The organism is Rhodobacter sp. Har01 (assembly GCF_020564565.1).
Taxonomy (GTDB): Bacteria; Pseudomonadota; Alphaproteobacteria; order Rhodobacterales; family Rhodobacteraceae; genus Pseudogemmobacter.
This window is the reverse complement of the sequence record NZ_JAJCTD010000001.1, coordinates 585458-611470: the sequence shown is the minus strand read 5'-3', so window position 1 is coordinate 611470 and position 26013 is coordinate 585458. Positions and strand designations below refer to the sequence as shown.

Here is a 26013-nt window from a genome sequence, read left to right as displayed (position 1 = left end):
TCTTGGCCGGGTCGCCTCGCGGTCAAGTTTGTATGCGTGCAAACGGCTTGTCCACGGAAATCTCACCCGACCCTGGCCGTGGACAGAAGCCAGAGACCGAGAACCGTATAGCCCACCATCAGCCCGGTCATCGGCAGATGCGCCAGTGCCCGGGTGCCCTGCCCCGCCAGCTTCAGCGCCAGCACGACCGCCAACAGATGCGCGCCCAGAATGGCCAGGAACTGGGTGCCGTAGATCAGCGGCATCACCTGCGGATCGGTCAGGAACCCGAACGAGACATAGAACGGCGGCAGGCCCAGCAGGCTGTCGCCGGTGAAGAACGGATCGTTCAGCGCGGCCAGGGTGTATTGCCCGGCAGTCAGCAGCATCACCAGGTAGTGTGCTGCATGATAGCCCGCAGCGATGGCCAGGAAGGACAGCATCACCGGCCCCAGCGCAAAGCCCCCGCCCCCGATCGCCCGGCCCAGCCGCACCACCCCCGGCAGCGCCAGCAGCGTCACCGCCCAGACCCCGAACAGCCCCGCCGTGTTCGCCCAGACAACGGCCGAGCGGCCGGTCGGCTCCAACGGGTTCTCGCCGATCAGCGCCACCCACCAGAAGGTCTCGTGCAGCCCGTCGAAGGTCAGCGCCGACAGGGCGAGGCAGACGAAGGCCACCTCGGACCGCGACAGCGGCGCCATCCCCAGCACCTGCGCGCCCGGCGGACCGGCCATCAGCCGGGCGCGGGCGCCGTCGACCGTCAGCCAGATGGGTGCGATCCGGGCGATGTAGCCGAAAAGGACGGTCAGGAACTCGCCCCGCTGCAGCCAGTCCTCGCCCTCGGCCACCGCCAGCGCGAAGATCGCCGCGTAGTAGCAGGCCGCCAGCGTCGCCAGCACGGCCGGATCGTCGGGGTAAAGCGACACCATCTGGAACCAGGCGAAGCCGGCATAGCCGGCCACCGCCGGCAGATGCCCCAGCCGCGACAGGCCGATGCCCCCGGTCCGGCCCAGAAGCTGCCGTGCAATCCGCACCGGCCCGGTCCAGGGATTGATCGGCCGCCAGAGGTTGCCCAGCAGCATCGACCCCAGCGGCACCGCGATCCAGACCCCGGTCCAGAACACCAGCGTCATCAGGTTGTGCATCGGGTCGCGGCTGCCGGTCCAGCCGATGAACAGCAGCCCCAGAAAGCCGAGGAAGCCCAGATAGGACGACAGGCTTTCCGGCACCAGCACCGGGCGGCTCAGCACCAGCCGTGGCTGCAAGGCGGGCAGCCGGTGCGCCGCGGCCCCCAGGACAGCCGTCAAGGCCACGGTCAGCGCGGCGGCGGTGATGTAGTGCCCGGTCGGCAGCGTCAGGATCACCGAGGGCGGCAGGGCGCAGGCCGCGGCCGCGCCGGGGAAAAGGCAGAGAAGCAGCGTCGGGGTCAGGCCCCTGCCCGTCATCTCAGACCGTCCTCCCCCTTGACCTGGCCGATCTCAAGCCCGCCCATGCGGCTGTGCACCCGCCCGCCCCGCGCCATGGCCAGCGCGAACAGCACCTCGCTGGCCCGCGGCCCGTCCTCGCAGGCCACCGTGATCACGTCGAACCGCGACCGCACATAGGCCGCGTTCAGATGGCCCAGCGGGATGTCCAGCGTGGTGCCCATGCCGCCCACCTTCATGGCGCTTGGCACGATGGCCCGGCATTCGCCCAGCCGGTCGCGCATGCCGTAGCCGCCCGAGACATGCCAGATCGCGCCATGCTCATGCTCGCCGGCCTCGCCGACGATGGCACCCTTGCCATAGGCGTCGATGCCGTCCCGCCCGCCCAGGGCCGCCACCAGCCGGTCGGTCAGCATCAGGGCGAGGGGCTTCAGCGCCTCCATCGCCGGCTGCAGGTCCGGCTCGTAACGCCCGGCGAAGGGATTGGCGCAGATTGCATAGACCGCGCCCTTCACCGGCGCCGGGTCGGCCACCGGCCCGCCCTCGTGGAACACCTCTTCCACCTGGCAAACGATCTTGCGCACCTTGAAGTCAGACACCCAGCTTCTCCCCTTCGGCAAGCGCAAGCGCCCCGGTCATCCTGCATTCACCCTGCAGGAAAAGCGCCGCCCCTTCAATCAATCCGCGCGCGGCCAGGCCCCGGGCGGCCCGCAAGCCCGCCGTCAGCGCCTGGTCCCGGTCCTGTGCCGAAAGAACCGGCACCGAAACCGTCACCAGCCGGTCGCCAAGGTCGCTGTCGGCCTGCACCTCGCAGGCCCGCCGCCGCACGATCCCCGGATGCTCCGGCAGATCGACCGCATTGGCCACCGTCGTCGCCGCCGCATCGGCGAGCGCCGCCGTCCGCGCCACCACCGTCACCGCATCGGCAATGCCCAGCGACAAACTGCGCCCCCGCCAACCCGAGGTGGCAATCCCCCGCACCGGCCCCTCGGCCCGCACCCGCACGCGGTCCAGACCCCCGGTCACGGCCAGCGCACAGACCAACTCCTGCCCCGGCGCCAGCCACAGCGCGATGTCGCCGCCGTTGTTGGCATAGGCCCGGGTCACCCCCGGCCCCGCCAGAGCCGCCACGATCTCTTCGGCCACCGCCCCGGCCACCGCCGCCATCGGCGTGATGAAGGCCGGCCGGAACGGCGCCACCGCCGCCGCCATGCGCCGTGCGATGCTGCCGGTCAGCGGCAAATCCACCCTGCGCAAGGCCGGCAGTTCCGCCACCAGCTCCGCCAGTATGGAAGCAAACCGCCCCGCCGCCCGGGCATGGGCCGCCCGCACCGCCGCCGCCTCGCCAAAGGCCTGCGCGACAATGTCGATCGGCCCGTGCTGCAGATGCAGCCGCCCCTCCGGTAACAGCGCCGCCAAGGCCCCGCTCATGCCAATTGCCCTTTGCCAAATACTCCCGCCGGAGGCATCGCGTTCACCGCCGGGGCCAGGGCTGCACACTTGCCGCCGTCGGATACTCGCCGCCCTCGGCCAGGGTCTGGTCGACCGTGCGGATGCTGTCCTCATGGCCGCCCATCGCGATGTAATCGGCGCGGGCCAGGGTGAACTCCAGGGGCGCCACCAGCGCCGGCGTCGGCACATAGCCGAAGGCGCCCTTCGGCAGCCGCGTCACGTCGACCATGAAGGTGATGCCGCCGCCCGGCCAGACATAGCACTCGGCCCCGCCGCTGGTCAGCCGGGTGACCCGCCCCTGGACCGAGCGTGTCAGCCGCACCGGGTTCCTCGTCACGCCGGCCCGCAGGCTGCCGCCCGCGCCGCCCATGAAGAGGACCGTGCAAAGCGAGGCCTCGCAGTTCTCGTCGATCAGTTCGACCGATGTCCGCAGGGCGTCGGGCAGATCGCGCCTTTGCGGCTGCAACGCCTCGTCCAGCACGTAATAGGCGAACTCCTCGCCGGTGGTCGAGACCATCAGCAGCGTCAGCCCCGGCCGCGCGCCCTTCTTCGGGTTCCACTCGCCAAGGATTTCCAGCGGATCGGTCAGCTTCGTGCCGCCCCAGCCCAGCCCGGGCTCGGAGACCTTGAAATACCGCCCCGGCGTGCTGCGGTGGCCCTTGATGCGGATGCCGGTGGGCGGCCAGCCCAGCACCTTGCCGGCCTGATGCTCAGAGACGACGCCGGTGATGTGGTCGTCGACCACCACCACCTCGTCGACCAGGCCCTGCCATTGCACCGCGAACATGCCGATGGTGGCCGAGCCGCAGCCGACCCGCATCCGCCGCTCCGGCACGCCGTCGACGATTGGCGGCTGGCCGGCCTGGACGATGACCGAGGAGCCGTGGTCGACCACCATCTCGACCGCCTCGCCGTTGCACAGCCGCAGAAGGGCGTCGCAGGTGATGCGGCCTTCGGCCTTGGAGCCGCCGGTCAGGTGGTGCACGCCACCAAGCGACAGCATCTGCGACCCGTATTCGGCGGTGCAGACATGGCCGATGACTTCGCCTTGCACCCGCACCTTGGCGCCCTCATGCCCAAGGAAGCGGTCAGTGTCGATCTTCACCTTGACGCCGCAGTAGGAAAAGATCGCCTCGGTCACCACGGTCACCATGTCGGCGCCGTCGATCCGGCTGGAGACGATGAAGGGCGCGGGTTTGTAGTCCGGGTAGGTGGTGCCCGAGCCAATGCCGGTGACAAAGCTGTCGGCCGGCACCGGCGCGCCGTCCCAGTCGCGGACGGCAAAGGGGACGATGCGGGCGCCACCTTCCAGTGCGTGGCTGAGCAGGATCACCGGATCGGTGCGGGTGATGCGGCCGGCCTCGTTGGCGTAGCGGTCGCAGGCGCCGGTCTGGCCGGGCGCAATGTAGCACATCACCGGGCAGGCATCGCAGCGGATCTTTTCGGGCGCTTCAGGCAGGGGCGCTTCAGACATGGGCGCGGCTCCGGGTGGGGCCGGAGGCCGGGGGTTTCACACCCCCGGACCCCCGTGGGATATTTGAGGACAGATGAAAGGGGCGGTCATTCCCGGCCCTCCAGCGCGGCGAGGATGCGGTGCGGCAGCGCCGGGGTGCGGGTGAGGCTGGCGCCGGTGGCGTGGCGGATCGCGTTCAGGATCGCCGGGGCGGTGGGGATCAGGACGTGTTCGCCCAGACCCTTGGCGCCGAAGGGGCCTTCGGGATCGGGGATCTCCAGGATCAGGCTGTCGATCGGGGGCACGTCGCCGGTGGTGGGGATCAGGTAGTCGTGCAGGTTCTCGGTCCGGCCCGAAAGGTAGTCTTCCATCAGCGCAAGACCGATGCCTTGGGCGATGCCGCCCTCGATCTGGCCGGTCACCAGTTGCGGGTTGATCGCGCGGCCGACGTCGTGGGCGGCGGTGATGCGGTGCAGCGTCACGGTGCCAAGCGCAGGATCGACCGACAGTTCCACCAGTTGCGCGCCGTAGCCGTAGACGGCGTAAGGCGTGCCCTGGCCGTTGGCGTCGAGCTTGGTCGTCGGCGGATCATAGGTTTCCTCGGCCGAGACGGCATAGCCGCGCGGGTCGGTCGGCAGGGTGGCAAGGTCGATCACGCGCCGGGTGGCGCCTTCGGTGACCGTCACCTTGCCGGGGGCAAGGGTCAGCGTCGCGCCCTGCCCCGCATTGGCCAGCCGCAGCAGCGCCGCGCGCAAGGAGCCGCCCGCCTTCTGCGCGGCCTTGCCGGAAACATAGGTCTGCCGGCTGGCGCTGGTCTTGCCGGCATCCGGGGTGATCGCGGTATCGCCCCCCAGCAGGCGCAGGGCATGGACCGGGACGCCCAGGGCATCGGCGGCGATCTGGGCGATCACCGTGTTGGACCCCTGGCCGATATCGGTGGCGCCCTGATGCAGGACGATGTCGCCGGCCCTTGTGAGGCCGATGCGGATGGTGGAGGGGTTCGGCAGCGCGGTGTTGCCGCAGCCATACCAGCAGGAGGCGACGCCGACGCCGCGACCGGGGGCCTGCGCGGCCCAGTCGAGGGCCTCGCGCCAGCGCGGACGCAGCGCCTCAAGGCAGGGGCCGATGCCCACGGCCTGCAGGACCTGCCCCGTGGCACTGGCATCGCCATCGCGCAGGGCGTTCAGGATGCGGAACTCCAGCCGGTCGAGGCCGGCCTGTCCGGCCAGCCGGTCGTACAGGGTTTCCTGCCACAGCGCCCCCTGCGGCACGCCAAAGCCGCGGAAGGCGCCCGAGACCGGACCATGAGTGTGCACGGCGCGGGCGCGGGCGGTGATGTGGGGGGTGCGGTAGGGGCCCGAGACGTGAACGGGCACCCGGTTCGCCACCGTCGGGCCCCAGCTGGAATAGGCGCCGGTGTTGAAGCGGCCCTCGAAGTCCAGGCCGGTGATGCGCCCTTGCGCATCGCAGCCGATCCGGCCCGTCATCTCGGCCGGGTGGCGCTTGGTCGTCGAGGCCATGCTTTCGCCGCGGCTGTAGACCATCCGCGCCGGCCGGCCGGTCTTCAGCGCCACGAGCCCGATCAGCGGTTGCAGGCTGATATCCAGCTTGGAGCCGAAGCCGCCCCCCACGGCGGACGGGATGATCCGCACCCGCTCCAGCGGCAGGCCCAGGATCAGCGCGGTGTCTTCGCGGTCCATCCCCGGGGCCTGGGTGCAGGCGCGGATGACGAGGGTATCGCCGTCCATCCAGGCCACGCCGGCCTCGGGCTCGATATAGGCGTGTTCGACGTATTGGGTGGTGAAGCGGCCTTCGACAACATGGGCCGATGCCGCCAGCGCCGCGCCGGCGTCGCCCTTCTGCACCCGGCCTTCGATCAGCAGGTTCGCGGCGCGGTCGGGGTGCAGGAGGGGTGCGCCGTCCGCTTCCGCCTCGGCGGGAGTCAGCAGCGGGGGAATTTCGGTCCAGCTGACGGGGAAGCCGTCGAGGCGGGCCTCCGCGCCCGGCTCGAACGCCACCAGCGCCACGCATTCGCCGCGGAAGCGGGCGGGCGAGGCCGCGATGGCGGGCTGGTCGGCGAAGGGCGGGATGACGGAAAAGGCGTTGCGGCCGGGGATGTCGGCGGCGGTGAAGACGCCGGCCACGCCGGGGCGGGCGGCCCAGGCGGCCAGGTCGCCGAAGCCAAATTCGGCATGGGCGTGCGGCGAGCGCACCGCCTTGACGATCAGCGCGCCTTCGGGGGCGAAGTCGGCGCCGAAGACATCGCCCGCCACCTTGGCGGCACCGTCCAGCCGGGCAATGGCGCAGCCCACCGCCTGCCCGGCCGGCGGGGCCTCGGTCGCGCCTGCCGGTGTGGCATCGCAGACCGCGGCCAGGATCTTGCGGTAGCCGGTGCAGCGGCACAGCACACCGCCCAGGGCCTCCATCGCCTCGGCCTCGCTGGGCCGCGGGGTGCGCACCAAGAGTTCCGCCCCGGCGATCAGCATGCCCGGCGTGCAGATGCCGCATTGCGCCGCCCCATGGCGCAGGAAGGCGTCCTTCAGGCGGAGCAGTTCCGGCGTCTCGCCCTCGACCGTCACGATCTCGGCGCCGTCGGCCTGGGCCACCGGCACCAGACAGGCGCAGACCGACCGGCCGTCCATCAGCACCGTGCAGGCCCCGCAGTCGCCGGCATCGCAGCCGACCTTGGTGCCCCGCGCGCCCAGCCGTTCGCGCAAGACCTCGGACAGCCGCTCGCCCCCCGGGGCATCGACCCCGACATCCTTGCCGTTCAGGCGGAAGCGGATCACAGGCACCTCCCCACGGCGCGGGCCACCAGTTCGACAGCCGCCGACCGGCGATAGGCGGCGGTCGCGCGCACATCGTCAATCGGCGACAGTGCCGAGAAATCGGCGGCGCGGGCGCGATCCACGGCCCCCTGCACCGGGCCGACCAAGGCCGCCTCGACCGGCGCCAGCCGCAAGGCAACCGGCCCGCAGGCGCCAACCGAAACGGCAGCCCGGGTGATGGCCCCACCGGCCACCTCAAGCCGCACCGCCGCCATGGCGATGGAAATCACCAGATAGGCCCGCGCGCCCAGTTTCTCGAAGGCTGATACGCCGGCCAGCGCGGCCTGCGGCACACAGACCGCCGCCAGCACCTCACCCGGCCGCAGGTCCACCTTGCGGGGGCCCAAGAGAAACGCTGACAACGGCACCCGGCGCGGGCCGGTGACCGAGACCAGCTCGACCTCGGCCTCCAGCGCCAACAGCGGCGGCACCCCGTCCGCCGCGGGTGAGGCGTTGCACAGGTTGCCGCCCAGCGTCCCCGCGTTCTGGATCTGCCGCCCGCCGACCTGCCGCGCCGCCTGTTGCAGGGCGGCACAGGCGGGGGGCAGCGCGGCCTCGGCCAGATCGGTCCAGCGCGTGCAGGCGCCGATGCGCAGGCCCCCGGCATCGCGCGTGATGCCGCGGAACCCCGGCAGCGCCGTCAGGTCCACCACCGGCCCGGCAATCCGCGCCCCTTGCCCGGGATAGACATCCGTCCCGCCCGCCAGCACCCGCGCGCCCGCGGCCAGCGCCGGAAACACCTCGCTCAGGCTTGCAGGGCGAAGATAGTCCATCGGCGCCTCGGGCAGGATTGTTCGCACACCAACAGGTTTCCCGATCCGCCGCCGTCCTGTCAACAGCCTTGCCAGCCCCGCCGCCCGCGCGCTATGCCCAAAGCCAGAATGAGCACGCGGCCCTATGCCCTGGATGAACAGATCGGCTACCTGCTGCGGCGGGTGACCCAACGCCATCTGGCGATCTTCGCCCAGGCCATCCCCGAGGTCACGACGACCCAGTTCGCCGTGCTGGCGCGGCTGTCCGAGCTGGGGCCGCAGTCGCAAAACCACCTGGGCCGCGAAACCGCGATGGATGCGGCCACCATCAAGGGCGTGGTCGACCGGTTGGCCCGCCAGGGCCTTGTCGCCACCGCGCCCGACCCCGACGACCGCCGCCGCCTGACCGTGGCCCTCACGGCCGAAGGCGAGGCGCTGTTCCGCGCCCGCATCGACACCGCGCTGGGCGTCTCCGACAGCACCCTTGCGCCGCTGACCGAGGCGGAACGGCAGACGCTTACCGATCTTCTGGCGCGGCTGACCTGACCGCATGCCGCGCCCGAAAGGCGGCAACCTCGGCCGCGGAAGGCGCCAGCCCGGTGAACACCAGCACATATTCCGGAATGCGCGCCATCCGGGTCTCGAAATCCTCGTCCGAGCGCAGGGCGATATAGCCGACCTGCGTCAGATAGACGGTGCGCGCCCGGGTATCGGCCTGCACCGGCGGCACGCCGTGGCGCAGGAACAAGGCGGTCAGCGCGGCGATGCGGTGGGCGTCTTCCTCGGCAAGGGCGCGCGCCACCGAAGGGTCGGTCAGCGCCCAGGTGCGCATGGCGAACTCGGCCCGGCTGTCGAACAGGCCAGGGTCCACCCAGGCGTCGAACAGGCCAAGGATGGCCTCGGTGACGGTGGCCGCCGGGGCCTCGATCCGCGCCACCAGGGCGGCGGTGTTGGTGGCCCGCCAGCGCTGCACCAGCGCCGCCAGCAAGGCCTCGCGGTCGGCGAAATGCCAGTAGAAACTGGTCCGCGACAGGCCCAGCCGGTCGGCCAGGGCGCCGATCTTGACCGCCTCGACCCCGCCTTCCACCAAGAGCACATGCGCGCCCTCCAGCCACAACTCGGCCGACCCTCGCCAGCCCCGCTCCGCCGCCTGTTCCACGCCCGTATCCATCATGGCCCTGACGATAGGCCGCCCCACCCCGGCCCGCAACCGGGGGCGCAGGAAAATCGACACCCCTGTCGAGATTTCTGTTGACCGCCGCCGCGCCCTGCCGGACGATGCCGCCATCCCCCTTGGCATACCCCACCCGGAGCCCGGCCAATGTCGAACGACCCCCTGCTGCAACCCTACCAGCTGGCCCACCTGACCCTGCGCAACCGGATCATCACCACCAGCCATGAGCCGGCCTATGGCGAAGACGGCATGCCCAAGGACCGCTACCGCCTCTATCACCTCGCCCGCGCCAAGGCCGGCGTGGCCATGGTGATGACCGCCGGCTCGGCATCGGTCAGCCGCGACAGCCCGCCGGTGTTCTCCAACCTGCTGGTCTGGAAAGACGAGGTGGTGCCGTGGATGAAGAGCCTTGCCGACGACTGCCACGAGGCCGGCGCCGCGGTGATGATCCAGCTTTCCCACCTTGGCCGCCGCACCCGCTGGGACAAGGGCGACTGGCTGCCGGTGCCCGCGCCCGGCCCGTTCCGCGAACCCAGCCACCGCGCCTTTCCCAAGGTGATGGAGGACTGGGACATTTCCCGCATCGTCACCGACTACGCCGATGCTGCCGAACGGATGCAGGCCGCCGGCCTCGATGGGGTGGAATTCGAATGCTACGGCCACCTGATGGACCAGTTCATCAGCCCCTTGACCAACGGCATGCCGCCCGGGCCCTATGACGGCTCGTCGCTGGACAACCGCCTGCGCTTTGCCTTCGACGTGCTGCAGGCCTGCCGCGACCGGGTCGGCCCCGGCTTCCTGCTGGGCATGCGCTATGTCGCGGACGAAGACGCGCCCGGCGGCCTGCCGGTCGAGGAAGGCGTCGAGATGGCGCGGCGGTTCAAGGCCTCGGGGCTGGTCGACTTCGTCAACATCATCAAGGGCCGCATCCACACCGATGCCGCGATGACCGACGTGATCCCGATCCAGGGCATGCGCTCGGCCCCGCACCTGGGCCTGGCGGGGCGCATAAGGGCCGAGGTCGGCCTGCCCACCTTCCACGCCGCCCGCATTCCCGACGTCGCCACCGCCCGCCATGCGGTGGCGTCCGGTCTGGTCGACATGGTCGGCATGACCCGCGCCCACATGGCCGACCCGCAGGTGGTGCGGAAGATCGTCGAAGGCCGCGAGCATGACATCCGCCCCTGCGTCGGCGCCACCTACTGCCTTGACCGCATCTACCAGGGCGGCATGGCGCTGTGCATCCACAACCCGGCCACGGGGCGCGAAGAGACCATGCCGCACGACATCCCGCCGGCTTCGGTGAAGAAGAAGGTGGTCGTCGTCGGCGCCGGCCCGGCCGGTCTGGAAGCCGCCCGCGTCGCCGCCGAACGCGGCCATGACGTGACCGTGTTCGAGGTGGCCGACCGCCCCGGCGGCCAGATCCGCCTGACCGCGCAAAGCAAGCGCCGGGCCGAGATGATCGGCATCATCGACTGGCGGCTGGCCCAGTGCCAGGCGAAGGGCGTGAGACTCAACTTCAACACCTGGGCCGAAGCCGCTGATGTAACGGCACTTTCCCCCGACGTGGTGATCGTGGCCACCGGTGGCCTGCCGCAGCGCCCCGAAATGACCTCGGGCGCCGATCTGACCGTCACCGCCTGGGACATCCTGTCGGGCGACGTCAAGCCCGGCAGCAACGTTCTCTTGTTCGACGATGCCGGCGACCATACCGCGCTTCAGACCGCCGAAGTGCTGGCGGCAGCCGGTGCCACGGTCGAGGTGATCACCCCCGACCGCAGCTTCGCGCCCGAGATCATGGGCATGAACATCGTCCCCTACATGCGTAGCCTGCAAGGGAAATCCGTCACCTTTACCGTCACCTACCGGCTCTTGTCCGTGGCCCGCGACGGCAACCGCCTGCGCGCCACCATCGGCAGCGACTACCGCACCGACTGGTCAGAAGTGCGGGATTTCGACCAGGTGGTGGTCAATCACGGCACCGAACCGAACGCCGGCCTCTACTTCGACCTTAAACCCGGGTCGGAAAACCTGGGCGCGGTGGATTACGACGCCCTGGTCGATGGCCGCCCGCAACCGGCGGGCAAGGGGCCGCAAGGCTTCCGCCTCTACCGCATCGGCGACGCGGTGGAATCGCGCAACACCCATGCCGCGATCTACGATGCGCTGCGGCTGGTCAAGGACATCTGACCTTCGTCGCGCCGGTCTGGACAAGGCCAGGAACCGGCCTCAGGCTGGTCCTCCCGGGCCTGGACCTGTTCCATACGGAGGCGCAGGGTGGGCCGATTGCCGCAAAGGAACCGCCATGCGCCTTGCCCTGCTGCAGCTTCCCTCACCGGCCGGAGACCTGGACGCCGCCTGCCGCGCCGTCGAGGCCGGTCTGGCCGCCGCTGCCGCCGCGGGGGCGGCGGTGCTGGTCACGCCAGAGTTGCTGTTGCCCGGCTACAACCAGCCGGACCTTGCCGGCCAGGCTCTGACCGCGGACAGCCCATCCCTGCGCCGCCTGGCGCAAGCCGCGGGCGACGCGGCCTGCGCCCTGGTCATCGGCTATGCCGAACGTGCGGGGGCGCAGGTCTACAATGCCGCGGCCTGCTTCGGCGCGGATGGGGCGCTGCTGGCGAATTACCGCAAGGTCCAGCTTTACGGTCCGCGGGAAAAGGCGACCTTCGCCCCGGGCAATGCCTATGCGGTGTTTCCGCTGGCCGGCGAAACGGTGGCGCTGCTGATCTGCTACGATGTCGAGTTCTCGCCGCATGTGAAGGCCCTGTCCGACCGCGGGGTGACCGTGCTCTTGGTCCCCACGGCGAACATGCAGCCCTTCACGCATGTCGGACGCGCCACGGTTCCCGCCATGGCGGCGAACCACGGCGTGAGCATTGCCTACGCCAACCTCTGCGGAACGGAAGGCGACCTTGCCTATGTCGGCGGCAGCCTCATCGCCGGGCCGCATGGCGAGGTTCTGGCGCAGGCCGGCGAGATGCCGGCGCTGCTGGTGGTCGACCTGCCGCGCCGCGACCCGCACCGGCTGTCGACACAATCCGCCGACCTGCGGCGGATCGGCTGACCCGGCGCCGCGGCGGCGATCGCCCCTGCCGACCCGCCCCTGCCGACCGGCCTTGCCGGCTGGACAACGGGCCGGGTCCGGTGGCACATCCTGACGCCATGGCCGACACCCATCGCCCGCTTGCCGCCGCCCTCTGGATGACCGGCTCGATCGCCGCCTTCACCGCCATGGCGGTGGCCACCCGCGCGATCCGGGACCGGCATGACACCTTCGAGATTCTTGCCTACCGGTCGCTGCTGGGCCTGCTGCTGGTGCTGGCGGCGGCGGCGGTCCTGGGCCGGTTGCACCGGATCAGCGCCCGCCGCCTGCCCGGCCATGTGCTGCGCAACGGGTTCCACTTCACCGGCCAGGCGCTGTGGTTCTGGGCGATCACCCAGATCCCCCTGGCCCAGGTCTTCGCGCTGGAATTCACCTCGCCGCTCTGGGTGATCCTGCTGTCGCCGCTGGTGCTGGGCGAGCGGATCACGCGCGGTCGGCTGGCTGCAGCGGGGCTGGGCTTTCTGGGCGTGCTGCTGGTCGCACAACCCGATTTCGGCCGCATCCAGCCCGGCGTGCTGGCTGCCGCCGGCTGCGCGCTGTTCTTTGCCGCCTCGATGCTGATGACCAAGCGGCTGACGAGGGGAGAGGACGTCGTCTCGATCCTGTTCTGGCTGACGCTGCTGCAGTCGGCCATCGGCCTTGCCCTCAGCCTGCGCGACGGTGCGATCACCCCGCCCGATGCCGGCAGCCTGCCCTGGCTGGCGCTGATCGGCCTAGCGGGGCTTCTGGCGCACCTGTGCCTGACCAGGGCCCTGTCGCTGGCCCCGGCCAGCTTTGTCGGCCCGGTCGACTTCGTGCGTCTTCCGGTCATCGCGCTGATCGGCGCCGCCTTCTACGCCGAGCCGGTCGGCTGGAGCCTTGGCCTGGGCGCCGGGCTGATCCTGCTGGCAAACTGGCTGTCGCTCAGGACCGAATCCCGTGCGCCCAGGACACAGCGAGGGCTTCACAATTCCGTGACGCGGCGTCATTGATTGACCGGTCCGGTCGCGCCTCCTAGCGTGGCCGAAGGGGAAATCCGTCTCGGGGATGAGGACAATGAGAAGACTGACGACAAGTGCGGTCGCACTGGCGGCCGCGGCGGGCGCGGCGCAAGCCGGGGGGCTGGATCGCACCGGCCAAGGCCTTGCATTCCTGTTCGAAACCGGAACCTACGCCGAACTCACCTTCGGGTTTGGCGCGCCCTCGGTGTCGGGCGTCGCGGTGGCCGGGCTGGGCGGCGCCTCATCGGGCGACATGGCCGCCAGCTACTCGAATGTCGCGATGGCCTACAAGCGCGACCTGTCGGACAAGCTGGCGCTTGGCCTGGTGCTGGACCAGCCCTTCGGGGCCAACGTCGATTACCCGGCGGGAACCGGCTACTACGCGCAGGGCTCGCAGGCCGAACTGAAGACCATGGCCCTGACGGCCATCCTGAAATACAAGACTCCGTCCAACATCTCGGTCTATGGCGGCCTGCGCTACCAGACGATGGAAGCCTGGGCCAACGTGCCCTTCGTGGGCACCTACTCGGTTGAAGGCGACCGCGATGCCGCGCTGGGATATCTGGTCGGCGTCGCCTGGGAAAAACCCGAGATCGCATTGCGCGTGGCGCTGACCTACAATTCGGCCATCGAGCACAAGCTTGACACCGTGGACAGAAGCGCACTCACCGGCGGGGCGGACGTGGCCTCGGTCACCACCATCGAAGCGCCGCAATCGGTGAACCTGGATGTGCAGTCCGGCATCGCCAAGGATACCCTGCTGTTCGGTTCGATCCGCTGGGTGGACTGGACAAGCTTCTCGATCGACCCGGCCGGCTATCCCGCCGCGACACCGCTGGTCTCCTATGACAACGACACGGTTTCGTATTCGCTCGGCCTTGGCCGGCGGTTCAACGAGAACTGGTCCGGCGCCGTGACCCTGGGGTATGAACCCTCGCACGGCGGCTATTCGTCGAACCTGGGGCCGACCGATGGCTACTGGTCGGTCGGCCTGGGCACAACCTACACCCAGGGCAACATGAAGGTGACGGCGGGCGTGCGCTACGTCGACATCGGCGACGCGCAGACCCAGTTGCCGGTCGCCGCACCCTCTGCCAACTTCACCGACAATTCGGCGATCGGCCTTGGCGTGAAAGTCGGCTGGTCGTTCTGACCCGCCAGCACCGGCTGCGACACCCGCCCCCGGCCCCCGGGGGCGGGTTTTTCGTTGCGCCGTCCCGGCCCCGGCGCTAGGCAAGGGCGCAGGGCGTGCGGGCGGGGGCGGCGCGATGATCTACGGCTCGGGGCATGAATATCTTTCGGCCGCCCGCAAGCGGGTTCTCCTCGTCGGCATGTCGGGCCTGGGCAAGACCTGGCTGTCGAACCTCTTGCGCGACACCGGCAACTGGTTCCACTACTCGGTCGATTTCCGCATCGGCACGCATTACATGGGCGAATACATCGCCGACATGTTCAAGCGCGAGGCGATGAAGCTGCCGCTCCTGCGCGAACTGCTGATGTCTGACAGCGTCTACATCGCCTCGAACATCACCTTCAACAACCTGGCGCCGCTGTCCACCTACCTGGGCAAGCCCGGCGACCCGGCCCGGGGCGGCCTGCCCTTCGCCGAATACATGAAGCGCCAGGACCAGCACCGCGAGGCCGAGATCGCCGCCACGCTGGACACCGCGCGCTTCATCGAGCGGGCCGAGGACATCTACGGCTACCGCAACTTCGTCTGCGACACCTCTGGTTCGATCTGCGAGGTGGTGAATCCGCATGACGCGCACGATCCGGTGATGACGCAACTCTCTGCAACGCTGCTTCTGGTCTGGATTCGCGGTTCGGACGCCCATACGGCCGAACTGGTGCGCCGCTTCGACCGTGCGCCCAAGCCGATGTATTATCAGCCCGCGTTTCTTCATGACATGTGGGAAGAATATCGCACAACCTATGGAAAAACAGAAGCAAACTGCGATCCAGACCATTTTGTCCGCTGGACCTATGCCCGCGCCCTGGCCCATCGCCAGCCGCGCTATGCCGCGATGGCCGAATGGGGCGTCACGGTCACCGCCGAAGAGGTGGGGCTGGTCCGCACCCCCGGCGACTTCGACGCGCTGATCGCCCGAGCCATTGACCGGCGCATCTCCGGCCATATCTGACCCTCCCTCGCGCCCGCCAGGATTCGTTCCCCCGATGCCCATCACCTTGCCCGAGACCCTGCCCGCCTATGACGTGCTGCGCCGCGAAGGCGTCAGCGTCATGTCGCCCGAGCGTGCCGCGCGGCAGGACATCCGGCCGCTGCGCATCGGCCTTCTCAACCTGATGCCGAAGAAGATCCAGACCGAGAACCAGTTTGCCCGGCTGATCGGCGCGACGCCGCTGCAGATCGACTTCCAGCTGATCCGCATGTCCGAGCACAAGACCAGGAACACCGCCGCCGAGCACATGGCGACCTTCTACCGCCCGTTCCGCGAGGTGCAGGCCAGCGGCGAGAAGTTCGACGGCCTGATCATCACCGGCGCGCCCATCGAGCACCTGCCCTTCGAGGAGGTGACCTATTGGGACGAACTCACCCAGGTGATGAACTGGACCCAGACCCATGTGCAGTCGACCTTTGGCGTCTGCTGGGGCGGCATGGCGATGATCTACCATTTCCATGGCGTGCCCAAGCACATGCTGCCGCGCAAGGCCTTCGGCTGCTTCCGGCACCAGAACCTGGCCCCGACCTCGCCGCTGCTGCGCGGATTCTCTGACGATTTCGTCATCCCCGTCAGCCGCTGGACCGAGATGCGCGCCGCCGAGATCGACGCCGCCCCGGGGCTGCGCACCCTACTGGGCAGCGACGAGGTCGGCCCCTGCCTGGTCGAGGATGCCGGCCACCGGGCGCTCTATATCTTCAACCACTTCGAATACGACAGCGACACGCTGAAGCAGGAATACGACCGCGACATTGCCAACGGCACGCCGATCAACGTGCCGCTGAACTACTATCCCGAGGATGATCCGTCGCGGCCGCCCTTGAATCGCTGGCGCAGCCACGCACATCTTCTTTATGGCAACTGGATCAACGAGATCTACCAGACCACGCCCTATGAGATAGACCGGATTGGCAATCGTTAGCACCGTCGGAACCGCGGTGGCCGGCGCCCTGGCCGGGGTGACCGGCTGGCGCTTGCGGGGGCGGGCAGAACGCGCTGAGAAGGCGCATCCGCCCGAAGGCCGGCTGTTGCAGGTAAACGGGCTGACCGTCCATGCGGTGGTCCGCGGCGCCGGGCCTGATCTGGTGCTGATCCACGGTGCCTCGGGGTCGTCGCGTGACTTCACCTTCTCGCTGATCGACCGGCTGGCCCCCCATTACCGGGTAATCGCCTTCGACCGGCCGGGCCTGGGCCATTCCGACCCGCTGCCCGGCGGCGATGCCTCGATCAAGGGGCAGGTCGCGGTGCTGAAGGCTGCAGCCGACCAATTGGGCGCGACCCGGCCGCTGCTGGTCGGCCAAAGCTACGGTGGCACGGTGGCGCTGGCCTGGGCGCTGGACCACCCCGCGGCGGCGCTGGTGATGCTGGTCACGCCCTCGCTGCCCTGGCAGGGTGACCTCGGGCTTTGGTACCGGCTGACCTCGACGCCGATGCGCCGCGCCTTCCTGGTGCCGCTTGCGGCGGCCTGGGTGCCGGAAGTCTTCGTGCAGTCGCAGATCGACGAGATCTTCGCCCCGGATCACGCCCCGCCCGGCTACCTTCGGCATCTGGGCATCGACCTGATCCTGCGGCATGGCCAGCTGGTGGCCAACGTGGCCCAGATCAACAGCCTCTTGCAGCAGGTCACGGCGATGGCCCCGCGCTATTCCGAACTGACCCTGCCGATCGAAATGGTGCATGGCGATGCCGATACCATCGTTCCCCTGCACATCCACTCCGGCCCGCTGGCTCCGCGCCTGCCGACGGCTCACCTGACGGTGATCCCCGGCGCCGGTCACATGCCGCACCACACCCATCCCCAGATCGTGCTGGACGCCATCGACCGCGCCGCCACCCGCGCCGGATTGCGGTAGACCCGCCGGCCCGCCATACTGCGGCTCGACTTCAGGGAGGAACCCATGGACCTGCCGTTCGACGGCGCGATCAGCCGCTATTTTCGCGAAGGCGCCCCGAAAGAGGTGCGCAAGGCCATCGAGAAGGCCGGCAAGGACGACATCCTGACGAAATCCTACCCCTACCGCGCGGAACTCAAGGGCAAGGACTACGCCGCCGCGATGGAGCGGCTGCAGATCGAACTGGCCAAGATGCAGGCCGGCCTCAAGGCCAGCGGCCAGCGCCTGATGGTGGTCTTCGAAGGCCGCGACGCCGCCGGCAAGGGCGGCACCATCCAGGCGGTGACCGAGAACATGAACCCGCGCGCCGCCTATGTCGTGGCGCTGCCCAAGCCCACCGAGCGCGAATCGCAGCAATGGTATTTCCAGCGCTATGTCGACTGGTTCCCGGCCAGGGGCGAGATCGCGCTCTACGACCGCAGCTGGTACAACCGGGCGATGATCGAACACGTCTTCGGCTTCTGCAAACCCGAGGACCGGGCGCGGTTCTTCCGGCAACTGCCGGAGTTCGAACAGATGATCGTCGATGAAGGGATCATCTTCCTGAAGATCTGGCTTGAAGTCGGCCGCACCGAACAGTTGAAGCGCTTTCTCGACCGCGAGGGCGATCTGCTGAAGCAATGGAAGCTCAGCCAGATCGACGTCGATGGCCTGGGCAAGTGGGACGAATACTCCGCCGCCATCGCCGAGACGATGGAAGAGACCAGCTTTGGCCACGCGCCCTGGACGGTGATCCTGTCGGACGACAAGAAGCGCGCGCGGATCGCGGCGATCCAGACCATCCTGTCGGCGGTCGACTACAAGGGCAAGGATGCCGCCGCCATCGGCAAGGTGGATGGCAAGATCTGCGGCGGGCCGGACCTGCGGCCCAGGGACTGACGGTGAAGCGCGGCTATCACCACGGCAACCTGCGGCAGGCTCTGGTCGAAGCGGCGCTGACGCTGATCGCCGAGACCGGTCCGCAGGGCTTTACGCTCTCCGAGGCGGCGAAGGCGGCGGACGTGACACCCGCCGCCGTCTACCGCCATTTCGGCGGTCGTGACGACCTGCTGGCCGAGGTCGCCCGCCAGGGCTTCGACATTTTCGCGGCCCTGCTGGAATACGCCTATGACGAAGGCCGCCCGACGCCGATGGCCGCGTTCGAGGCGACGGGCCGCGCCTACCTGGCCTTCGCGCGCAAGTATCCCGGCCACTACCAGGCGATGTTCGAAGCCGGCCTTCAGCCCGGCAAGCACCCCGACCTGGCCGTGGTCGCCGCCAAGGCCCGCGACACCATGGACCGCGCCGCCGAGGCCCTGCTGCAGGCCCTGCCCGCCGCCCGCCGCCCGCCGGCGCGGATGGTCGCGGCCCATGTCTGGGCCGTCAGCCATGGCGTGGTGGAGCTGTTCCTGCGCGGCAACGGCGGCCCGCAGCCCTGGCCGCCCGAGGACCTGCTGGAAAGCGCCATCGGCATCTACCTGCGCGGGCTTGGGGTCCTTCCCCCCGACCACTAGGCCCTGCGGACAAGCCGGGGGCTCTGCCCCCGGACCCCCGGGATATTTTCAGACAGATGAAACGGGGAACGCGGCTTGCGTTTCCCGCGCGGCGCGACACCCGAGCCGGTTGCGCGCTTGCGCGCACAGGCGAGAAAAAAGACCTGCGGCCGCCTTTGCGGCCGCCCCTTTGAAGCAGATCGGTCAGCGGAACAGCACCAGCGCCTCGGGGCTCCAGGCGACGCGGACCTTGTCGCCGACGTCCAGCACCGGGCGACCGGGGACGTTGCGCATCGACAGGCGCACCTCGGTGTCCGTGCCGCCCAGGTAGACGTCGTAATAGGTCATGTCGCCGAAGTAGATCACCTCGTCGATTACCCCGGCCGTTTCCCGCTCGGTCGCCGTCTGGCCGGGGTAAAGCAGGGTCAGCGTCTCGGGGCGCAGGCCCACCACCGGGGTTTCACCGCGCGGCGGCGGCGCCTGGTGGATGTCGAGCGCGACCTTGCCCAGGCCCTTGGCATCGACCTCGACCTTGTCGCCCGCTTCGCTGAGGATCGTGCAGGGAATGAAGTTCATCGTGCCGATGAAATCCGCCACCTTCTTCGAATTCGGCCGGCGATACAGCGTCTCGGGGTCGGCCAGCTGGGCGATCTCGCCTTCGAACATCACCGCGATGCGGTCGGACATCACCAGCGCCTCTTCCTGGTCATGGGTGACCAGGACGAAGGTGATGCCCACCTCGCGCTGCAGCTTGATCAGTTCGACCTGCATCTGTTCGCGCATCTTCTTGTCCAGCGCGGACAAGGGCTCGTCCAGCAGCAGCACCTTGGGCTTCAGGATCAGAGCCCGCGCCAGCGCCACCCGCTGCCGCTGGCCGCCCGACAGCGCATGCGCCGCCCGCTTGCCATAGCCCTTGAGGCCTACCATCTCGAGCGCCTCTTCCACGGCGCGGGCCTTTTCCGCCGCCGAGCGCGGATCGCGGCGCAGGCCGAAGCCGACGTTTTCCTGCACGCTCATGTGCGGGAAGATGGCGTAGCTCTGGAACACCATGTTGGTCGGCCGCACGTTGGCCGGCACGCCCGCCATGGTCTTGCCGTCGATCAGCACCGCCCCCGAGGAGATGTCCTCGAACCCCGCGATGGTGCGCAAGAGCGTGGTCTTGCCGCAGCCCGACGGGCCAAGCAGCGAGAAGAACTCGCCCGCCTTGATGGTGCCGTTGATGCCGCGCAGGGCGTGGTAGTCGCCATAATATTTATGGACGTCCTTGAACTCGATCATGTTGGGACGGTCGGCGGAAAAGGTCACAGGAAGCCTCCGGTATCCTTGCCGCCGGCCTTGGCGATGCCGCGGCGGCGGAAATATTCGGCAGTGGCCAAGAGGCAGACCGAGAAGGCGACAAGCACCGTCCCCAGCGCCAGCATGGAGGGCACCTTCGCCGGAAAGCGGAACTGCCCGAAGATATAGACCGACAGCACCGGCCGCCCCGAGCCGAGGAAGTTCGAGATGATGAACTCGTCGATCGAGATGGTGAAGGTGATCAGGAAGCTGGCCAGGATGCCCGGCATCACCAGCGGCAGCACGATCAGCCGGAAGGTGCCCCAGGCGGTTTCGCCCAGGTCGGTCGCGGCCTCTTCCAGCGACCGGTCCAGGCTCTGGAAGGCCGAGGTCAGGATCGCCACCGCGAAGGGCATGCAGATCAGCACATGGCCCAGGATGATGGTGAAGATCGACAGCGGCACGCCGATCGACAGCAGCACCACCAGGAGCGCCATCGCCACGATCATCTCAGGCAAGACCAGCGGCAGCATGATCATGCCCATCACCGGCGCCTTGCCCGGCCAGGCGTAGCGCACCGAGGACCGCGCCGCAAAGACGCCCAGCACGGTGGCCAGCGTCGCCGTCGACAGCGCGATGATCAGGCTGTTCTTCAGTGCGATGCGCAGGTTCGGGTCGGCCCACATTTCGCCGAACCACTGGGTGGTAAAGCCGCGCAGCGGGAAACTGACCACGGTGTTGTCGTTGAAGGCAAAGATCGGCAGCACGATGATCGGCGCGTAAAGCACCAGCAGGTAGACCAGCGCATAGAGGCGCAGCGCGGGGGCCTTGCTCATTTCTGTCCCCCGATGAATCGTCGGTTCATCAGCACGAAGACCACGCTGACGATCCCCACGATCAGCATCGCCGTCACGGCGAGGGCCGAGCCCATGGCCTGGTCGCGCTGCTTCAGCATCTGGCTTTCGATCAGGTTCGCCACCATCGGGGTCTTGCCGCCGCCGATCAGTTCCGGCGTCACGTAGTCGCCCACCGTGGGGATGAAGACGATCAGAACGGCGGCGATCACCCCCGGCATCGACAGCGGAAGGGTGACCCGCAGGAAGGTCATCAGCTTCGATTCCCCCAGGTCCTGCCCGGCCTCGAGCAGCGGCCGCTCGACCTTTTCCAGGCTGACAAAGATCGGCAGCACCGCGAACGGCGCATAGGCATGGCTCAGCGTGATGATGATCGAGATCACCCCGTTCGACAGGATGTTCAGCTGGCTGTCCATCAGGCCGGTGCTGATCAGCGTGCTGTCGATGATGCCGTCATAGCCCAGGATGGTGCGCCACAGCGACACCCGGATGATGTAGCTGGTCCAGAACGGGATGGTGATCAAGAACAGCCAGAGCGACTTTTTCGACGGCGACACGTGGAAGCTGACGAAATAGGCAATCGGATAGGCCAGCAGCACCGTGGTCAGCGTGACCAGCATCGAGACATACAGCGACCGCCACATCACCGCCTTGTAGACCGGCTTCGACAGGATCTCGGCATAGTTCGACAGCGTGAAGGGCGTCGAGACCGCCCCCTTTTCGCCCGTCAGCACTGAATAGAGCAGCACCGTCGCCAGCGGGGCCGCCAGCAGCAGCGCCGCATAGACCGCGGGTGGGGCGGCCAGAAGCCACCCGGCCCGCGCCTCGGCCGAATTCGATTTCGCCATCGCCCCCCCTGCGGAGCCGGTTTCTTGTTTGATCAAACCTGCCGCCGGTTGGACGGCATTGCAAGGCTTGTTTCGCAATGGCCCGGCCGCAATGTGAAATGGGCGGCCGCCGCCGCCCCGCTCCAGCCGATGCCGCGATTGCCTAGCCGGCGACCTTTTCGATCCCGATCGCCCGCTTTTTCAACTCGTCGTAAAGCGTCGGCACGATGCGGTGGCTGCCCACCGCCACGCGCAGCGCATCGGAAATGCGCGCGTCGCTCGCTTCGGGTCCTGCCACGCGCCAGACCATCCGGCGCGCCACGCCATCATCGTAGACGATTTCGGTCGCACCGGCGCGGGTCTTGCGCCAGCCCAGGAAATCGGCCCCGCCGTGCGGGGCATGAAAAGACGTCTGGTGTCCCATGTTCAGGATCTCTTTGCTGCTCGATCGCCGTTAGACGGCTTGTTTTAACAAAGGATGAACGCCTGCCCGGCCTGCGGTCAACGCCTTGGACCGCAAATGCGCGTGAGCGAGTCCGCCGTGCAACACCCCTGCGCCGGGGTCGCGACCGCAGTCAGACCGACAGATCGCCCGGCGGATTGGCCAGAAGCCGCGCCAGCCGGTCCAGCGCGGCCTCGTAGGCCGGCATCGGCAGGTTGCCCGCGACGGCAATCCGCACCGCATTCGGTGCCCGCCCGCCCACCAGCGCATATTCGTCGGCCGGGCGGACCAGCACGCCCTCGGCCTCGGCCATGCGGGCAAAGGTCGAGGTCCGCCAGCCTCGCGGCAAGGTCAGCCAGACGAAGGGCACCCCGGGCTGCCAGCCCAGGTCATAGGCGCCCAGGCGGTTCACCGTCACCTGCAGGCGACGGGCGAACTCGGCCTGGACGCGGGCGCGAATCCTGTCGGCCGCGCCGGACTGGAACAGATGCAGGCACAGGTCGCTGACCGCCCGGCTCAGCGCGAAATACCCGTGCTGTGCCGCCATCCGCCCGGCGTCGCCCATGCCGGCGGGGCAGATGACAAAGCCGAACCGCAGCGCCGCCGAGACGGTCTTCGACATGCCGCCGACATGCCAGACCCGTTCCGGGGCCAGCGCGCGCAAGCTGGGAATGTCGCTTTCGGCCACCGAATAGCAGTCGTCCTCCAGCACCTGCAGATCGAAGGCCCGGGCGATGCGGGCAATCTCGGCCCGGCGTTCCATCGGCATCCGGCCGGTGGTTGGGTTTTGCGCTTCGGTCGTCAGGCACAGCACCTGCGGGCCGTGGCGGCGACAGGCGGCCTCCAGTGCCGCGGGCACCATACCGTGGCGGTCGATCTCGACCGCCACCACCTCGGCCCTCGCGGCCCGGGCGGACGAGCGGAAGCCGGGATAGGCCAGTTCCTCGATCAGCACCACCGGGCGGTCGCCGCGCAGGCAGCAATCGAGGATCAGCCCGATGGCATTCTGTCCGCCGTGGGTCAGCGCCACGTCCTCGGGGCCGATGGGGCCAAGAATGCGGTCGCCCATCCAGCGCACGATTTCGGCGCGCAGGGGCGCTTCGGCGCGCTGGGTGGTATAGTCCAGCCAGCCCTGCCCCGTGGTCTCGGCCATCGCCAGCAGGGCCGCGCGGAATGCCTCGGCCTGGCCCACCTCGGGCACCTGTGGCGGCCGCAGGTCGACGATCCCGGTCGCCCCGCCAGAGACCCGCTCGGTATACAGCGGCTGCGTCGGCCCCAGCCGCGGCCGCGCGGCGGCGACGAAGGTGCCGCGCCCGACCGTCGCCTCAAGCATCCCCTCCTGCGTGGCCAGCTGATAGGCCCGCGCCACCGTGCCCGGCGTCAGGCTCAGCCGCCAGGCCAGGTCGCGCACCGTCGGCAGTTGCGTGCCGGGCGGCAGCTCTCCCCCCCGGATCGCCTCGCGCAGCGCCCGGCTCAACCCCTGGTATTTGGGGCCGGGAAAGGCGGTCAGGTCAGGTTTCCAGATTGTATCCGGCACAATGTAACTCTGGCGACTCATTTGCGGGCTTTGTTACAATGTTCCTATCAGACACGCCGCATTGTATCAACACAAAGGAGGTGCGCCATGTCCCGCACCGCAAGCAAGACCATCGCCCTTCCTGCCCTGCCGCCGGTCGCGCGCCTGTTGGTCGGTCTGGGGTTGACCTTGGCCCGGATGGACGACCGCCGCCGCACCCGCCGGGCGCTGTCGCATCTGGATGCTCATCTTCTGCGCGACATCGGCCTGACCGATACGGTCCGCGCTTCCGAATGCGGCAAGGCGCCCTGGGTGGACTGACGTCCCGAGGCCCCCCGCACCGCTCCCCTGAGCGACTAAGGGCCGGGAAACCGGCCCTTTTTTTCGTTCCGGCGCCAAAGCAAAAGGCCCGCAACGGGGGCGGGCCTTCGCACTGGAATCCGAACTGATCAGCGCTTCGAGAACTGGAAGCTGCGGCGGGCCTTCGGCTTGCCGTACTTCTTGCGCTCGACCACGCGGCTGTCGCGGGTCAGGAAGCCGGCCGCCTTGAGGGCGCCACGAAGGCTGGGCTCATAGATCTGCAGCGCCTTCGAAATGCCGTGCTTGACCGCACCCGCCTGGCCCGACAGGCCGCCGCCGGTGACGGTGGCCATCACGTCGAACTGGCCTTCCACATTGGCCACGGTGAACGGCTGCTTGAGGATCATCTGCAGCACCGGACGGGCGAAATACGCCGCCATGTCCTTGCCGTTGACGGTGACCTTGCCCGAGCCGGGCTTGACCCAGACGCGGGCGACCGCGTCCTTGCGCTTGCCGGTGGCATAGCTGCGGCCCAGCTTGTCGCGGACCGGCGCCCGCGGGGCGGCGGCGGCGGCAGCTTCGGCCGGGGCGGCGACGGCGGCCTTCAGATCGTCGAGAGACTTGATGTCGGCCATGGTTTACGCGCTCCGGGTGTTCTTCGGGTTCAGCGCCTTCACGTCCAGGACGGTGGGAGCTTGGGCTTCATGAGGATGGGTGGCGCCGGCATAGACGCGCAGGTTGGTCATCTGCTGGCGGCCAAGGCGGTTGCGGGTGATCATCCGCTCGACGGCCTTCTCGACCACGCGCTCGGGATGCGCGCCTTCCAGGATGGCCTTGGCGGTGCGGCTCTTGATCCCGCCCGGGTGGCCGGTGTGCCAGAAATAGACCTTGTCGTTGCGCTTGTTGCCGGTCATCTGCACCTTGTCGGCGTTGATGACGATCACGTTGTCGCCCATGTCCATGTGCGGCGTGAAGGTCGGCTTGTTCTTGCCGCGCAGGATATTGGCGACGATCGTGGCAAGGCGGCCCAGAACGACGCCCTCGGCGTCGATCAGGATCCACTTCTTCTCGATCTCCGCAGGCGTTGCGGTATAGGTTTTCATCGGTGGTCCCATGAACGTTGGGGCGGGGAAGTCCCCCCCGCGAATTCGGATGCGGGCTTATCGCCGAAGCCCGCCCCCCCGTCAAGCGCACCCCGAAACAAAATACCAAGCAAAATCAATACCCTTGAAGATGCGGTATCATGATACCCCAACCCTGCCCGCTTGCCCTTTGCCAAATACTCCCGCCGGAGGCCCCGGCTGCCCCCCCGCGGCCCGCCCGGCCTCAGCGCAGCTTCGGCGGGCGCGCCGGGTCCATCCCGGGCGGCTTCGGCGCCACCGGCTCGGTCGCCTCGGGCACCGGCAGGTCGAACCGCAGGCCCACCGCCGCCAGCGCCTCTGCCGCCGGCTCGCCCGCGGTCAGGAAGGCCACGTCCACCTCGCCGGCCTCCAGCCCGGAAAACACCAGCGCCTCCTGCACCGCCCGCGCCAGCGCGCCCTGCGACCCCGGCACGGCATCCAGAAAGGCCAGCAGGTGCCCCTGCCGCCCGCCGGCATAGACCACCCCGGCCAGCACTGCTGCCGTGGCCAGCCCGCCGGCCCGGGCCAGCTTGGCGTCCAGCCCCGCGACAAAGTCCTCGGGCACCACCGGCGCCACAAAGGACTCCGGCACCGCCTCCACCTCCTCGGGCGCCGGCGCCAGCGCATCGGCCAGCCAGTCCAGCGCCTCTGGCGGCAACAGCATCTCTGACGGCGCGACGCCCAGGTTCACCCCCAGCCCGATCCCCTGCCCCTTCAGCAGCCCCGCGATCACCCGCCCCGGCAAGGCAGCATAAGGTGCGACCACCCCGCCCGAGAACTCGGCCAGCCGCTCTTCGCGGTCAAAGACCAGCACCACCGGCCCGCTGTCCAGCGCAAAGACCCTCGGGTCCAGCACCTCGGCCTCGGCTTCGCGCTCCAACAGCAGGAACAGCTCGCCATCCGCCAGCCGTTCATAGAAGCGCAGCCGCGCCCGCTCGTCGTCAGGCGCGGCCGACACCGCGGCATGGGCCGCATCCAGCAAGGTCACC

General features: G+C 69.0%; 26 protein-coding genes. 11 read left to right on the top strand and 15 right to left on the bottom strand.

From position 1 onward, the window contains the following. Positions 1-62: 62 nt before the first annotated feature. From LHP98_RS02960 to LHP98_RS02935, 6 genes are all read right to left on the bottom strand, one after another. Positions 63-1424, bottom strand: a complete 1362-nt coding sequence (locus LHP98_RS02960; protein ID WP_227250992.1) for a hypothetical protein — start codon at positions 1422-1424, stop codon at positions 63-65. Further along, a complete protein-coding gene (locus LHP98_RS02955; RefSeq protein ID WP_227250991.1) occupies positions 1421-2002 on the bottom strand; it encodes an amino acid synthesis family protein in 582 nt (193 codons plus the stop codon). Before LHP98_RS02955 ends, LHP98_RS02960 begins: the two co-directional genes overlap by 4 nt. Then, entirely contained in the window at positions 1995-2834 is an 840-nt protein-coding gene (locus LHP98_RS02950; protein ID WP_227250990.1) for a UPF0280 family protein, read from the bottom strand. The genes LHP98_RS02955 and LHP98_RS02950 overlap by 8 nt, the downstream gene beginning before the upstream one ends. A 43-nt stretch (positions 2835-2877) precedes the next feature. Beyond that, on the bottom strand, positions 2878-4329 hold the full coding sequence (locus tag LHP98_RS02945) for a 6-hydroxynicotinate reductase (RefSeq protein WP_227250989.1): 1452 nt from the start codon (positions 4327-4329) through the stop codon (positions 2878-2880). A gap of 86 nt (positions 4330-4415) precedes the next feature. Then, positions 4416-7097, bottom strand: a complete 2682-nt coding sequence (locus tag LHP98_RS02940) for a molybdopterin-dependent oxidoreductase (RefSeq protein ID WP_227250988.1) — start codon at positions 7095-7097, stop codon at positions 4416-4418. After that, positions 7094-7909: an FAD binding domain-containing protein gene (locus LHP98_RS02935; RefSeq protein WP_227250987.1), complete on the bottom strand. Its 816-nt coding sequence runs from the start codon at positions 7907-7909 to the stop codon at positions 7094-7096. Before LHP98_RS02935 ends, LHP98_RS02940 begins: the two co-directional genes overlap by 4 nt. A 108-nt stretch (positions 7910-8017) precedes the next feature. On the opposite strand from LHP98_RS02935, the gene LHP98_RS02930 reads away from it, so the two are divergent. Beyond that, positions 8018-8434, top strand: a complete 417-nt coding sequence (locus LHP98_RS02930) for a MarR family winged helix-turn-helix transcriptional regulator (RefSeq protein WP_227250986.1) — start codon at positions 8018-8020, stop codon at positions 8432-8434. Here LHP98_RS02930 and LHP98_RS02925 read toward each other — a convergent pair. Next, positions 8406-9047, bottom strand: a complete 642-nt coding sequence (locus LHP98_RS02925) for a TetR/AcrR family transcriptional regulator (protein WP_319638907.1) — start codon at positions 9045-9047, stop codon at positions 8406-8408. The two genes, LHP98_RS02930 and LHP98_RS02925, sit on opposite strands and share 29 nt — an antisense overlap. Before the next feature lie 162 nt (positions 9048-9209). On the opposite strand from LHP98_RS02925, the gene LHP98_RS02920 reads away from it, so the two are divergent. The 9 genes from LHP98_RS02920 (at position 9210) to LHP98_RS02880 (ending at position 18710) form a co-directional block, all read left to right on the top strand. After that, positions 9210-11252, top strand: a complete 2043-nt coding sequence (locus tag LHP98_RS02920; RefSeq protein WP_227250985.1) for an NADH:flavin oxidoreductase — start codon at positions 9210-9212, stop codon at positions 11250-11252. A gap of 115 nt (positions 11253-11367) precedes the next feature. After that, positions 11368-12126 carry a nitrilase-related carbon-nitrogen hydrolase gene (locus tag LHP98_RS02915; protein WP_227250984.1) on the top strand — a complete coding sequence of 253 codons (759 nt, stop codon included), beginning with the start codon at positions 11368-11370 and terminating at the stop codon, positions 12124-12126. A gap of 98 nt (positions 12127-12224) precedes the next feature. Then, entirely contained in the window at positions 12225-13136 is a 912-nt protein-coding gene (locus LHP98_RS02910; RefSeq protein ID WP_227251541.1) for a DMT family transporter, read from the top strand. Positions 13137-13200: 64 nt separating this feature from the next. Continuing rightward, positions 13201-14298 (top strand): OmpP1/FadL family transporter, encoded by a 1098-nt coding sequence (locus LHP98_RS02905; RefSeq protein ID WP_227250983.1) that lies wholly within the window; start codon positions 13201-13203, stop codon positions 14296-14298. Between the two features lie 115 nt (positions 14299-14413). Then, positions 14414-15286, top strand: a complete 873-nt coding sequence (locus LHP98_RS02900) for an ATPase (protein WP_227250982.1) — start codon at positions 14414-14416, stop codon at positions 15284-15286. A gap of 34 nt (positions 15287-15320) precedes the next feature. Continuing rightward, the gene (metA, locus tag LHP98_RS02895) at positions 15321-16247 is read left to right on the top strand and encodes a homoserine O-acetyltransferase MetA (RefSeq protein ID WP_227250981.1); all 927 of its coding nucleotides are present in this window, start codon (positions 15321-15323) and stop codon (positions 16245-16247) included. Continuing rightward, positions 16234-17178, top strand: coding sequence for an alpha/beta fold hydrolase (locus LHP98_RS02890; RefSeq protein ID WP_227250980.1), 945 nt, complete (start codon positions 16234-16236; stop codon positions 17176-17178). Before metA ends, LHP98_RS02890 begins: the two co-directional genes overlap by 14 nt. Positions 17179-17223: 45 nt before the next feature. Then, positions 17224-18096: a polyphosphate kinase 2 gene (gene ppk2 / locus LHP98_RS02885; protein ID WP_227250979.1), complete on the top strand. Its 873-nt coding sequence runs from the start codon at positions 17224-17226 to the stop codon at positions 18094-18096. After that, positions 18093-18710 (top strand): TetR/AcrR family transcriptional regulator, encoded by a 618-nt coding sequence (locus LHP98_RS02880; protein ID WP_227251540.1) that lies wholly within the window; start codon positions 18093-18095, stop codon positions 18708-18710. The genes ppk2 and LHP98_RS02880 overlap by 4 nt, the downstream gene beginning before the upstream one ends. 183 nt (positions 18711-18893) lie before the next feature. Here LHP98_RS02880 and LHP98_RS02875 read toward each other — a convergent pair whose 3' ends face one another. From LHP98_RS02875 to LHP98_RS02855, 5 genes are all read right to left on the bottom strand, one after another. Further along, positions 18894-19967 carry an ABC transporter ATP-binding protein gene (locus LHP98_RS02875; protein WP_227251539.1) on the bottom strand — a complete coding sequence of 358 codons (1074 nt, stop codon included), beginning with the start codon at positions 19965-19967 and terminating at the stop codon, positions 18894-18896. Positions 19968-19990: 23 nt separating this feature from the next. Continuing rightward, entirely contained in the window at positions 19991-20800 is an 810-nt protein-coding gene (locus LHP98_RS02870; protein WP_227250978.1) for an ABC transporter permease, read from the bottom strand. After that, on the bottom strand, positions 20797-21666 hold the full coding sequence (locus tag LHP98_RS02865; protein WP_227250977.1) for an ABC transporter permease: 870 nt from the start codon (positions 21664-21666) through the stop codon (positions 20797-20799). Before LHP98_RS02865 ends, LHP98_RS02870 begins: the two co-directional genes overlap by 4 nt. 142 nt (positions 21667-21808) lie before the next feature. Continuing rightward, complete coding sequence (locus tag LHP98_RS02860) at positions 21809-22069, bottom strand: hypothetical protein (protein WP_227250976.1); 261 nt, start codon at positions 22067-22069, stop codon at positions 21809-21811. Between the two features lie 151 nt (positions 22070-22220). Continuing rightward, positions 22221-23645 (bottom strand): PLP-dependent aminotransferase family protein, encoded by a 1425-nt coding sequence (locus LHP98_RS02855; protein ID WP_227250975.1) that lies wholly within the window; start codon positions 23643-23645, stop codon positions 22221-22223. 66 nt (positions 23646-23711) lie between these two features. Between LHP98_RS02855 and LHP98_RS02850 the strand changes: the two genes are divergently transcribed. Then, positions 23712-23924 (top strand): DUF1127 domain-containing protein, encoded by a 213-nt coding sequence (locus LHP98_RS02850; RefSeq protein ID WP_227250974.1) that lies wholly within the window; start codon positions 23712-23714, stop codon positions 23922-23924. A 128-nt stretch (positions 23925-24052) separates the two neighbouring features. On the opposite strand, the gene rpsI is transcribed toward LHP98_RS02850, so the two are convergent. The 3 genes from rpsI to LHP98_RS02835 all read right to left on the bottom strand — a co-directional run bounded on the left by rpsI (position 24053) and on the right by LHP98_RS02835 (position 26012). After that, positions 24053-24538 (bottom strand): 30S ribosomal protein S9, encoded by a 486-nt coding sequence (gene rpsI / locus LHP98_RS02845; protein WP_227250973.1) that lies wholly within the window; start codon positions 24536-24538, stop codon positions 24053-24055. 3 nt (positions 24539-24541) lie between these two features. Further along, the gene (gene rplM, locus LHP98_RS02840) at positions 24542-25006 is read right to left on the bottom strand and encodes a 50S ribosomal protein L13 (RefSeq protein WP_227250972.1); all 465 of its coding nucleotides are present in this window, start codon (positions 25004-25006) and stop codon (positions 24542-24544) included. Positions 25007-25229: 223 nt separating this feature from the next. Further along, positions 25230-26012: an SseB family protein gene (locus LHP98_RS02835; protein WP_227251538.1), complete on the bottom strand. Its 783-nt coding sequence runs from the start codon at positions 26010-26012 to the stop codon at positions 25230-25232. Between the last annotated feature and the right edge of the window lies 1 nt (position 26013).